Annotated in this window: 10 protein-coding genes, 4 tRNA genes and 1 rRNA gene; all 15 read left to right on the top strand. The window is 55.2% G+C overall.

Features of this window, described 5'->3' with window-relative positions; translation table 11 throughout:
* The first annotated feature begins 121 nt into the window (after window positions 1–121).
* A 5S ribosomal RNA gene (rrf, locus tag HBO41_RS19900) occupies window positions 122–237 on the top strand.
* Window positions 238–459: 222 nt separating this feature from the next.
* Entirely contained in the window at window positions 460–1,419 is a 960-nt protein-coding gene (gene birA, locus HBO41_RS19895) for a bifunctional biotin--[acetyl-CoA-carboxylase] ligase/biotin operon repressor BirA (RefSeq protein WP_169987447.1), read from the top strand.
* Window positions 1,409–2,158, top strand: coding sequence for a pantothenate kinase (locus HBO41_RS19890; protein ID WP_017135959.1), 750 nt, complete (start codon window positions 1,409–1,411; stop codon window positions 2,156–2,158). The genes birA and HBO41_RS19890 overlap by 11 nt, the downstream gene beginning before the upstream one ends.
* A gap of 7 nt (window positions 2,159–2,165) precedes the next feature.
* Window positions 2,166–2,612, top strand: a complete 447-nt coding sequence (locus tag HBO41_RS19885) for a hypothetical protein (protein WP_017135960.1) — start codon at window positions 2,166–2,168, stop codon at window positions 2,610–2,612.
* Window positions 2,613–2,754: 142 nt separating this feature from the next.
* A tRNA-Tyr gene (locus tag HBO41_RS19880) sits at window positions 2,755–2,839 on the top strand.
* Between the two features lie 24 nt (window positions 2,840–2,863).
* Window positions 2,864–2,937, top strand: a tRNA-Gly gene (locus tag HBO41_RS19875).
* Window positions 2,938–2,963: 26 nt separating this feature from the next.
* Window positions 2,964–3,039, top strand: a tRNA-Thr gene (locus HBO41_RS19870).
* A 161-nt stretch (window positions 3,040–3,200) separates the two neighbouring features.
* A tRNA-Trp gene (locus HBO41_RS19865) sits at window positions 3,201–3,276 on the top strand.
* Window positions 3,277–3,321: 45 nt separating this feature from the next.
* Entirely contained in the window at window positions 3,322–3,690 is a 369-nt protein-coding gene (gene secE / locus HBO41_RS19860; protein ID WP_003194658.1) for a preprotein translocase subunit SecE, read from the top strand.
* Between the two features lie 9 nt (window positions 3,691–3,699).
* Window positions 3,700–4,233: a transcription termination/antitermination protein NusG gene (nusG, locus tag HBO41_RS19855; RefSeq protein WP_003176436.1), complete on the top strand. Its 534-nt coding sequence runs from the start codon at window positions 3,700–3,702 to the stop codon at window positions 4,231–4,233.
* Window positions 4,234–4,350: 117 nt separating this feature from the next.
* Window positions 4,351–4,782: a 50S ribosomal protein L11 gene (rplK, locus tag HBO41_RS19850; protein ID WP_003176435.1), complete on the top strand. Its 432-nt coding sequence runs from the start codon at window positions 4,351–4,353 to the stop codon at window positions 4,780–4,782.
* Window positions 4,782–5,477, top strand: coding sequence for a 50S ribosomal protein L1 (gene rplA, locus HBO41_RS19845; protein WP_003232403.1), 696 nt, complete (start codon window positions 4,782–4,784; stop codon window positions 5,475–5,477). Before rplK ends, rplA begins: the two co-directional genes overlap by 1 nt.
* 199 nt (window positions 5,478–5,676) lie before the next feature.
* On the top strand, window positions 5,677–6,177 hold the full coding sequence (rplJ, locus tag HBO41_RS19840) for a 50S ribosomal protein L10 (RefSeq protein WP_003176433.1): 501 nt from the start codon (window positions 5,677–5,679) through the stop codon (window positions 6,175–6,177).
* 78 nt (window positions 6,178–6,255) lie between these two features.
* Entirely contained in the window at window positions 6,256–6,621 is a 366-nt protein-coding gene (gene rplL, locus HBO41_RS19835) for a 50S ribosomal protein L7/L12 (protein WP_010566858.1), read from the top strand.
* A gap of 219 nt (window positions 6,622–6,840) precedes the next feature.
* The gene (rpoB, locus tag HBO41_RS19830) at window positions 6,841–10,914 is read left to right on the top strand and encodes a DNA-directed RNA polymerase subunit beta (RefSeq protein ID WP_017135961.1); all 4,074 of its coding nucleotides are present in this window, start codon (window positions 6,841–6,843) and stop codon (window positions 10,912–10,914) included.
* The last annotated feature ends 11 nt before the right edge of the window (window positions 10,915–10,925 follow it).

Genomic DNA, 10,925 nt, shown 5'->3' with positions numbered 1-10,925 from the left:
CATATTGCGGTGTGTGAAGACGAGATAAACCGAAAGTTCGACGCTCACAAAACACCGAAAGCTGTCACATACCCAATTTGCTGAAGCGAAGCCAACTGGCTACGACTCAGTACCCGAATTTCTTGACGACCATAGAGCATTGGAACCACCTGATCCCATCCCGAACTCAGTAGTGAAACGATGCATCGCCGATGGTAGTGTGGGGTTTCCCCATGTGAGAGTAGGTCATCGTCAAGATTAAATTCCGAAACCCCTGATTGCTAACGCAATCAGGGGTTTTGTTTTGGGCGCTCGTTTAGGCGTAAATCTCGCTCACGAGTGGCGTTAATCACAACGCGTTCAGGCTGAGATGCCACGTAAGCCTGCTTTGCAGCAGCCTCCAGTGCTAAATCCTGTCCTTTCTATGCAATGACCTTGCGCATGGCTATCATGCGTGCCTCATTGTGAGGCGATGCTTGCATGCTGACGTTGTTAACACTTCTCAAAGATGGTCGATTCCACTCCGGAGAGGCGCTCGGTGTTGCCCTGGGTGTCAGCCGCAGTGCTGTTTGGAAGCAGCTCCAGCATCTGGAGTCTGAATTGAACCTGCCCATTCATAAAATTCGCGGCAGGGGGTACCAGCTAGCATCTCCATTGGTGTTCTTGAGTGCTGAAGAAATTCAAGAGCGCGCTCCTGCTTTGGCGTGGCCTGTTTACATCTCTGACTCCATAGACTCCACCAATGCCGAGGCTTTGCGCCTCGTCGGCACAGGTTGCGCGGCGCCATTTCTGGTGCTTGCGGAGCAGCAAACGGCGGGAAGAGGGAGGCGGGGCCGCAAGTGGGTCAGTCCGTTTGCTCAAAACCTGTATTACAGCCTCGTATTGCGCATTGACGGCGGGCTGAGGCAGTTGGAAGGGCTTAGCCTTGTCGTCGGATTGGCAGTCATGCAGGCCCTGCGTGAGTTGGGTGTCCAGGGCGCCGCCTTGAAATGGCCGAATGACGTCCTGGTTGGGCAGAAAAAAATTGCCGGTATCTTGCTGGAATTGGTTGGAGATCCCGCTGATGTTTGCCATGTTGTGCTCGGTATAGGGATCAACGTAAATATGCAGAAGGCGGCAGAGGTCGATCAGCAGTGGACGTCGGCGCAGTTGGAGACGGGCTCCCCTGTCGACCGAAATCACTTGGTCGCACGCCTTGGACTGCAGTTGCAAAGTCACCTGGAGCGACATAAGGCTTTCGGTTTTGCTGCGCTTCAGGAAGAGTGGGAGCGAAATCATTTGTGGCAGGGTAAGGCCGTATCTCTTATCGCGGGTGTTAACCAGATTGATGGTGTGGTGCTGGGTGTTGATCACCAGGGCGCGCTGCGGCTGAGTGTCGAGGGTGTCGAGAAAATATACAGCGGCGGTGAGTTAAGCCTGAGGTTGCGTGATGATTCTTGAGCTCGACTGTGGGAATAGCTTTATCAAGTGGCGTGTGCTCGATTCGCCTATGGCCAGGGCGTCCGCTGAGGGTGTTGTCGGCTCGGACCTTGAGTTGATCGAGGGCCTGAAGGCAATCCCGGGGTTGTCATTGACGCGCTGCCGCCTGGTAAGTGTTCGGGCCTCCGAAGAGACCGGGCAGTTGGTTGAGGCATTGCAGGGGGCATTTGGGGTTGTTGTGTCTTGTGCTGTCTCAGCGAGGGAGGCGGCGGGTGTACGTAACGGCTACGAAGAGTTTGAGCGTCTTGGGCTGGATCGTTGGTTGGCAATGCTCGGTGGTTTCAAGCTGGCATCAGGTGCCTGCCTGGTACTCGATTTCGGTACCGCAGCCACTGCAGACTTTATTGCTGCCGATGGTGAGCACCTTGGCGGCTTCATTTGCCCGGGAATGCCCCTCATGCGCAGCCAGTTGCGAACGCACACGCGCAAAATCCGCTACGACGATATTGCGGCAGAGCAGGCCCTGGCACGCCTCTCGCCGGGGCGGACGACTGTGGAAGCCGTTGAGCGGGGTTGTACGCTGATGCTCAGAGGGTTTGTTTTGACACAGCTTGAGTTGGCTCGGAGCTATTGGGGGAATGACTTCACGGTTTTTCTGACTGGCGGGGATGCTGACCTGGTCTCCGATGCCGTGCCTCACGCTCGTTTTGTTCCTGATCTGGTTTTTGTTGGTCTGGCGATGGCGTGCCCTTTGTCCTGAGGTATTTATGCGTTGGCTGTTTTTGCTTTTGCTCGTTCTCAATGCCTTCTATTACATCTGGCATCAACAGGAAGCCCCATTGCGTGCTAAAGATGTAACGCCACTGAGTCTCTATAAGGGCTCTCAGCAGGATATTCGCCTATTGAGTGAATCCTCTGACCCCATGGTTCGGCGCGACCGGGCAAAAGCGCCTGACGCACAAAGTACGTGTCTATACATCGGTGGTTTCGCTGATCAGCGCCAGGCCCAGTCGGTAGAGCAGCGCCTCATAAGCCTGGATATAAAGGTCAAAGTGCTTCTCCTCAATACGCCTGATGCCTCCGGCTATTGGCTTCGTGTCGCCCCTGAAAGCAGGAGGTTGGCTGAGGATCTGCCGTTTGAAAACCTTGCTAAGGAATTCAATGAGTTAAAACATAAAATAATGTTGTGCGAAGGCGTTGCAACTGTCGAATAGTTTGCATAGAATGGCGCCCGCTTCGCAGTGAAGACCTTTACGGTCTACAGCGTGAAGCGAAGGTCAACGCAGCTAACCTCATATTTTTAATGAGAAAATGCTTGACAGAAGGCCGGCGTGATGTAGAATGCCGGCTCGCTTAGGAGGGGTTCCCGAGCGGCCAAAGGGATCAGACTGTAAATCTGACGTCTACGACTTCGAAGGTTCGAATCCTTCCCCCTCCACCATTTTTAGCGTGAGCTGCAAGCTCCGCGGGTATAGTTTAGTGGTAGAACCTCAGCCTTCCAAGCTGATGATGCGGGTTCGATTCCCGCTACCCGCTCCAAGTTTGCAGGTTGTGCAATGTGTTTTGCTCTTGTAGCTCAGTTGGTAGAGCACACCCTTGGTAAGGGTGAGGTCAGCGGTTCAAATCCGCTCAAGAGCTCCATATAACAAGGCAGATATGAAAATATCTGCCTTTGTTTTAACAGCTGCCTCGGCTTGTTGGTGTTGCATTTGGCTTTGTTGCCAGGTGATTTCAGGTCCAGTGGGGTTGGTTGTTGTAAAGTCTTTTTCAGGCCTGCATAATGGTCGGCCTGATTTTGTTTTAGGTCAGTAGCTCAATTGGCAGAGCGACGGTCTCCAAAACCGTAGGTTGGGGGTTCGATTCCCTCCTGACCTGCCAGATTCACGTGGTGTGTCTGGCTTTCTTTTCACAGGATCTTCATAGATGACTCCTAAGGCTGAAGCTCAAAGCTCTCGTTTCGATCTCGTCAAGTGGCTCGCTGTGGTCGCGTTGGTGGTCGTAGGCGTTGTTGGCAATCAGTACTACTCTGCTTCGCCGATCCTGTACCGCGTACTCGCTTTGCTCGCTCTTGCTGCTGTAGCTGCCTTTGTAGGCCTGCAGACTGCCAAAGGCAAGTCTTTCGCGGTCCTGGTAAAGGAAGCTCGCACCGAAATTCGTAAAGTCGTTTGGCCGACTCGCCAAGAAACCACGCAGACCACGTTGATTGTTGTGGCTGTTGTTCTGGTTATGGCGTTGCTGTTGTGGGGGCTTGATTCCCTGCTCGGCTGGCTTGTTTCCTTGATTGTTGGCTAAGGGTGTCCCGTGGCTAAGCGTTGGTACGTTGTGCATGCTTACTCGGGTTACGAGAAGCATGTTATGCGCTCTTTGCTAGAGCGCGTAAAGCTTGCAGGCATGGAAGATGGCTTCGGCGAAATTCTGGTTCCCACTGAAGAAGTGGTTGAAATGCGGAATGGTCAGAAGCGCAAAAGCGAACGCAAGTTCTTCCCTGGCTACGTGCTGGTTCAGATGGACATGAATGAAGGTACTTGGCACTTGGTCAAGGACACTCCTCGTGTCATGGGTTTCATCGGCGGTACTGCTGATAAGCCTGCTCCGATCACCGACAAAGAGGCGGAAGCAATTCTGCGTCGCGTTGCTGACGGTAGCGACAAGCCTAAGCCGAAGACGTTGTTCGAGCCGGGTGAGGTTGTTCGTGTCACAGATGGTCCGTTTGCTGATTTCAACGGCACCGTCGAAGAAGTTAACTACGAAAAGAGCCGGATCCAAGTGGCAGTGCTCATTTTCGGTCGCTCTACTCCGGTAGAGTTGGAGTTCAGCCAGGTCGAGAAGGTCTAGCTGAGCAAGCATCCCAACCCCGCAGCCTTAGGCTGTGGGGTTTTGTCGTCACTGGGATAAACGCGCAAGTAACCGGGGAGCCTTTCGAGGCGTTTGAACCCGTAATTGGAGTGCCTCATGGCCAAGAAGATTACCGCTTACATCAAGCTGCAAGTGAAGGCCGCTCAGGCCAACCCAAGTCCACCTGTCGGCCCGGCTCTGGGTCAGCACGGCGTGAACATCATGGAATTCTGCAAGGCCTTCAACGCCCGTACTCAGGGTCTTGAGCCAGGTCTGCCGACTCCAGTGATCATCACTGTATACAGCGACCGTAGCTTCACTTTCGAAACCAAGTCGACCCCGGCTTCGGTTTTGCTGAAGAAAGCTGCTGGTCTGACTAGCGGTTCCGCTCGTCCTAACACCGTTAAGGTTGGCACCGTAACTCGTGCTCAGCTGGAAGAAATCGCGAAAACCAAAAACGCGGATCTGACTGCAGCTGATATGGATGCAGCCGTGCGTACCATCGCCGGTTCTGCTCGTAGCATGGGCCTTAACGTGGAGGGTGTGTAATGGCTAAGCTGACCAAGCGCCAAAAGGCTATCGCCGGCAAAATCGAAGCAGGCAAGGCCTACAACTTTGTAGACGCCGCTGCCCTGCTGACCGAGCTGTCGACTGTCAAGTTCAGCGAGTCCGTTGACGTTGCTGTAAACCTGGGTGTTGACCCACGTAAATCCGACCAGGTCGTTCGTAGCGCTACTGTGCTGCCACACGGTACTGGCAAGACTGTACGTGTTGCTGTCTTCACCCAAGGCCCGGCAGCTGAAGCTGCTCTGGCCGCCGGCGCTGATCGCGTTGGCATGGACGACCTGGCTGCCGAAATGAAAGGCGGCGACCTGAACTACGACGTAGTTATTGCTTCCCCGGATGCAATGCGCGTTGTAGGTCAGTTGGGTCAGATCCTCGGTCCACGTGGTCTGATGCCTAACCCTAAAGTCGGCACCGTAACGCCAGACGTAGCTACCGCGGTTAAAAACGCCAAGGCTGGTCAGGTTCGTTATCGCACCGACAAAAACGGCATCATTCACACCTCCGTTGGCAAAGTCGGCTTCGATGCCGTCAAGCTGAAGGAAAACGTTGAAGCCCTGATCGCTGATCTGAAGCGTATCAAGCCAGCTTCTTCGAAAGGTATCTACGTCAAGCGCGTTACCCTGAGCACCACTATGGGCCCAGGTCTGGTCATCGACCAAGGCTCGCTGGACGTATAAGAAATACGTTGGTGCGAGAGATCGCGCCAATTGAAAAAATTGGGGTCCCTGCCTGGCGGGGGCTATCCAAGACCGTAGGCGGCGCAAGCCTTAAACCTCAAGCCTACGCAGATGGTGCTCCCGGTTCCTTACCGAATCAGACACCAAAACGACATCCGGCTTCGGCCAGATGAAACGGTAACAAGCAGGAGTTAAACCCGTGGCAATTAATCTCGAAGACAAGAAGGCCATCGTCGCTGAAGTCAACGAGGCTGCCAAAGCTGCTCTGTCCGCTGTCGTGGCTGATGCCCGTGGTGTGACAGTAGGCGCTATGACCGGACTCCGTAAAGAGGCTCGTGAAGCTGGCGTATACGTACGTGTTGTACGTAACACCCTGCTCAAGCGCGCTGTTGCTGACACTGAATACAGTGTTCTCAACGACGTGTTCACCGGCCCGACTCTGATCGCGTTCTCCAAAGATCACCCGGGTGCTGCTGCCCGTTTGTTCAAGGAATTCGCCAAGAGTCAGGATAAGTTCGAGATCAAGGCAGCTGCGTTCGAGGGCAAGTTCCTCGCAGCTAACCAAATCGACGTACTGGCAACACTGCCGACCCGTAACGAAGCTATTTCTCAGCTGATGAGCGTGATTCAAGGCGCTACCAGCAAGTTGGCTCGTACTCTGGCCGCAGTTCGCGAGCAAAAAGAAGCTGCCGCAGCCTAAGGCTGAGCACCTCCTTTCGCGTATTTTTGTTTATTTCGATGGCCGCGTAGGCCGTCCCCCAATTCAGGAAATACAGTAATGTCTATCTCCCAAGAAGATATCCTCAACGCCGTAGCTGAAATGTCGGTTCTGCAGGTTGTTGAGCTGATCAAAGCTTTCGAAGAAAAATTCGGCGTTTCCGCTGCCGCTGCTTCCGCTGGCCCAGCTGTTGCTGCTGTTGCTGCTGAAGAGCAAACCGAATTCAACGTCATGCTGCTGGAAGCTGGCGAGAAGAAAGTAAACGTGATCAAGGCAGTTCGTGAACTGACCGGTCTGGGCCTGAAAGAAGCCAAGGCTGTAGTTGACGGCGCTCCTGCCCAGGTTCTGGAAGCAGTGTCGAAAGACGCCGCTGACAAAGCTAAAGCAGTGCTGGAAGAAGCAGGCGCTAAAGTCGAGCTGAAGTAAGCATCGACCTTGCGTCTCCAGCCCAAGCGTTAAGCTGAAGGCTGATGGCTGGTGGCTCTTGCCACCGGCCTTTTTCCGTTCTTGGCTGTCGACTCGGTCGCCGCCAATTACGCGCTGTAACCACCCGATGCGGTGGTGCAAACCATGGGGTTTGCAAGATTTTCTGGCTGCTCCCGTCGGAGGGGCCAAACAAGCAGGTGACCAAGCTGGGGAACGCTGATGGCTTACTCATATACTGAGAAAAAACGTATCCGCAAGGACTTTAGCAAGTTGCCGGACGTCATGGATGTCCCGTACCTTCTGGCTATCCAGCTGGATTCGTATCGTGAATTCTTGCAGGCGGGAGCGACCAAAGATCAGTTCCGCGACGTGGGCCTGCATGCGGCCTTCAAATCCGTTTTCCCGATCATCAGCTACTCCGGCAATGCTGCGCTGGAGTACGTGGGTTATCGCCTGGGCGAACCGGCATTTGATGTCAAAGAATGCGTGTTGCGCGGTGTTACGTACGCCGTACCTTTGCGGGTAAAAGTCCGCCTGATCATTTTCGACAAAGAATCGTCGAACAAAGCGATCAAGGACATCAAAGAGCAAGAAGTCTACATGGGCGAAATCCCACTGATGACTGAAAACGGTACCTTCGTAATCAACGGTACCGAGCGTGTTATTGTTTCCCAGCTGCACCGTTCCCCGGGCGTGTTCTTCGACCACGACCGCGGCAAGACGCACAGCTCCGGTAAACTCCTGTACTCCGCGCGGATCATTCCGTACCGCGGTTCGTGGTTGGACTTCGAGTTCGACCCGAAAGACTGCGTGTTCGTGCGTATCGACCGTCGTCGCAAGCTGCCGGCCTCGGTACTGCTGCGCGCGCTCGGTTACACCACTGAGCAGGTGCTGGACGCTTTCTACACCACCAACGTATTCAGCCTGAAGGATGAAACCCTCAGCCTGGAGCTGATTGCTTCGCGTCTGCGTGGTGAAATTGCCGTTCTGGACATTCAGGACGAAAACGGCAAAGTGATCGTTGAAGCGGGTCGTCGTATTACTGCGCGCCACATCAACCAGATCGAAAAAGCCGGCATCAAGTCGCTGGAAGTGCCTCTGGACTACGTCCTGGGTCGCACCACCGCCAAGGTTATCGTTCACCCGGCTACAGGCGAAATCCTGGCTGAGTGCAACACCGAGCTGAACACCGAAATCCTGGCAAAAATCGCCAAGGCCCAGGTTGTTCGCATCGAGACCCTGTACACCAACGACATCGACTGCGGTCCGTTCATCTCCGACACACTGAAGATCGACTCCACCAGCAACCAATTGGAAGCGCTGGTCGAGATCTATCGCATGATGCGTCCTGGTGAGCCACCGACCAAAGACGCTGCCGAGACCCTGTTCAACAACCTGTTCTTCAGCCCTGAGCGTTATGACCTGTCTGCGGTCGGCCGGATGAAGTTCAACCGTCGTATCGGTCGTACCGAGATCGAAGGTTCGGGCGTGCTGTGCAAGGAAGATATCGTCGCGGTACTGAAGACTCTGGTCGACATCCGTAACGGTAAAGGCATCGTCGATGACATCGACCACCTGGGTAACCGTCGTGTTCGCTGCGTAGGCGAAATGGCCGAAAACCAGTTCCGCGTTGGCCTTGTGCGTGTTGAGCGTGCGGTCAAAGAGCGTCTGTCGATGGCTGAAAGCGAAGGCCTGATGCCGCAAGACCTGATCAACGCCAAGCCAGTGGCTGCGGCAGTGAAAGAGTTCTTCGGTTCCAGCCAGCTTTCCCAGTTCATGGACCAGAACAACCCGCTCTCCGAGATCACCCACAAGCGCCGTGTTTCTGCACTGGGCCCGGGCGGTCTGACCCGTGAGCGTGCTGGCTTTGAAGTTCGTGACGTACACCCGACGCACTACGGTCGTGTTTGCCCGATCGAAACGCCGGAAGGTCCGAACATCGGTCTGATCAACTCCCTGGCCGCTTATGCGCGCACCAACCAGTACGGCTTCCTCGAGAGCCCGTACCGCGTGGTGAAAGACGCTCTGGTCACCGACGAGATCGTATTCCTGTCCGCCATCGAAGAAGCTGATCACGTGATCGCTCAGGCTTCGGCCACGATGAACGACAAGAAAGTCCTGATCGACGAGCTGGTAGCTGTTCGTCACTTGAACGAGTTCACCGTCAAGGCGCCGGAAGACGTCACCTTGATGGACGTTTCGCCGAAGCAGGTAGTTTCGGTTGCAGCGTCGCTGATCCCGTTCCTGGAACACGATGACGCCAACCGTGCGTTGATGGGTTCCAACATGCAGCGTCAAGCTGTACCAACCCTGCGCGCTGACAAGCCGCTGGTAGGTACCGGCATGGAGCGTAACGTAGCCCGTGACTCCGGCGTTTGCGTCGTAGCCCGTCGTGGCGGCGTGATCGACTCCGTTGATGCCAGCCGTATCGTGGTTCGTGTTGCCGATGATGAAGTTGAAACTGGCGAAGCCGGTGTCGACATCTACAACCTGACCAAATACACCCGCTCGAACCAGAACACCTGCATCAACCAGCGTCCGCTGGTGAGCAAGGGTGACCGCGTTCAGCGTAGCGACATCATGGCCGACGGCCCGTCCACCGACATGGGTGAACTGGCTCTGGGTCAGAACATGCGCATCGCGTTCATGGCATGGAACGGCTTCAACTTCGAAGACTCCATCTGCCTGTCCGAGCGTGTTGTTCAAGAAGACCGTTTCACCACGATCCACATTCAGGAACTGACCTGTGTGGCACGTGATACCAAGCTTGGGCCAGAGGAAATCACTGCAGACATCCCTAACGTGGGTGAAGCTGCACTGAACAAGCTGGACGAAGCCGGTATCGTTTACGTAGGTGCTGAAGTTGGCGCAGGCGACATCCTGGTAGGTAAGGTCACTCCGAAAGGCGAGACCCAACTGACTCCGGAAGAGAAGCTGCTGCGTGCCATCTTCGGTGAAAAAGCCAGCGACGTTAAAGACACCTCCCTGCGTGTACCTACCGGTACCAAGGGTACTGTTATCGACGTACAGGTCTTCACCCGTGACGGCGTTGAGCGTGATGCTCGTGCACTGTCCATCGAGAAGACTCAACTCGACGAGATCCGCAAGGACCTGAACGAAGAGTTCCGTATCGTTGAAGGCGCGACCTTCGAACGTCTGCGTTCCGCTCTGGTAGGCCACAAGGCTGAAGGCGGCGCAGGTCTGAAGAAAGGTCAGGACATCACCGACGAAGTACTCGACGGTCTTGAGCACGGCCAGTGGTTCAAACTGCGCATGGCTGAAGATGCTCTGAACGAGCAGCTCGAGAAGGCCCAGGCCTACATCGTTGATCGCCGCCGTCTGCTGGACGACAAGTTCGAAGACAAGAAGCGCAAACTGCAGCAGGGCGATGACCTGGCTCCAGGCGTGCTGAAAATCGTCAAGGTTTACCTGGCAATCCGTCGCCGCATCCAGCCGGGCGACAAGATGGCCGGTCGTCACGGTAACAAAGGTGTGGTCTCCGTGATCATGCCGGTTGAAGACATGCCGCACGATGCCAATGGCACCCCGGTCGACGTCGTCCTCAACCCGTTGGGCGTACCTTCGCGTATGAACGTTGGTCAGATCCTCGAAACCCACCTGGGCCTCGCGGCCAAAGGTCTGGGCGAGAAGATCAACCGTATGATCGAAGAGCAGCGCAAGGTTGCTGACCTGCGTAAGTTCCTGCACGAGATCTACAACGAGATCGGCGGTCGCAACGAAGAGCTGGACACCTTCTCCGACCAGGAAATCCTGGACCTGGCGAAGAACCTGCGCGGCGGCGTTCCAATGGCTACCCCGGTGTTCGACGGTGCCAAGGAAAGCGAAATCAAGGCCATGCTGAAACTGGCAGACCTGCCAGAAAGCGGCCAGATGCAGCTGTTCGACGGCCGTACCGGCAACAAGTTTGAGCGCCCGGTTACTGTTGGCTACATGTACATGCTGAAGCTGAACCACTTGGTAGACGACAAGATGCACGCTCGTTCTACCGGTTCGTACAGCCTGGTTACCCAGCAGCCGCTGGGTGGTAAGGCTCAGTTCGGTGGTCAGCGTTTCGGGGAGATGGAGGTCTGGGCACTGGAAGCATACGGTGCTGCATACACTCTGCAAGAAATGCTCACAGTGAAGTCGGACGATGTGAACGGTCGGACCAAGATGTACAAAAACATCGTGGACGGCGATCACCGTATGGAGCCGGGCATGCCCGAGTCCTTCAACGTGTTGATCAAAGAAATTCGTTCCCTCGGCATCGATATCGATCTGGAAACCGAATAACACGTGACGCG

Origin of the sequence: Pseudomonas sp. WS 5146 (genome assembly GCF_012985495.1) — a bacterium.
Classification (GTDB): Bacteria; Pseudomonadota; Gammaproteobacteria; order Pseudomonadales; family Pseudomonadaceae; genus Aquipseudomonas; species Aquipseudomonas edaphica.
The sequence above is the reverse complement of the archived record's forward strand: the minus strand, read 5'-3'. Positions and strand labels throughout refer to the sequence as shown.

What these genes read in the sequence shown, in the direction of transcription:
- birA (WP_169987447.1), top strand. Translation starts at nt 460, where the DNA reads ATGCTGACGTTGTTAACACTTCTCAAAGATGGTCGATTCCACTCCGGA.
- HBO41_RS19890 (WP_017135959.1), top strand. Translation starts at nt 1,409, where the DNA reads ATGATTCTTGAGCTCGACTGTGGGAATAGCTTTATCAAGTGGCGTGTG.
- HBO41_RS19885 (WP_017135960.1), top strand. Translation starts at nt 2,166, where the DNA reads ATGCGTTGGCTGTTTTTGCTTTTGCTCGTTCTCAATGCCTTCTATTAC.
- secE (WP_003194658.1), top strand. Translation starts at nt 3,322, where the DNA reads ATGACTCCTAAGGCTGAAGCTCAAAGCTCTCGTTTCGATCTCGTCAAG.
- rplK (WP_003176435.1), top strand. Translation starts at nt 4,351, where the DNA reads ATGGCCAAGAAGATTACCGCTTACATCAAGCTGCAAGTGAAGGCCGCT.
- rplA (WP_003232403.1), top strand. Translation starts at nt 4,782, where the DNA reads ATGGCTAAGCTGACCAAGCGCCAAAAGGCTATCGCCGGCAAAATCGAA.
- rplL (WP_010566858.1), top strand. Translation starts at nt 6,256, where the DNA reads ATGTCTATCTCCCAAGAAGATATCCTCAACGCCGTAGCTGAAATGTCG.
- rpoB (WP_017135961.1), top strand. Translation starts at nt 6,841, where the DNA reads ATGGCTTACTCATATACTGAGAAAAAACGTATCCGCAAGGACTTTAGC.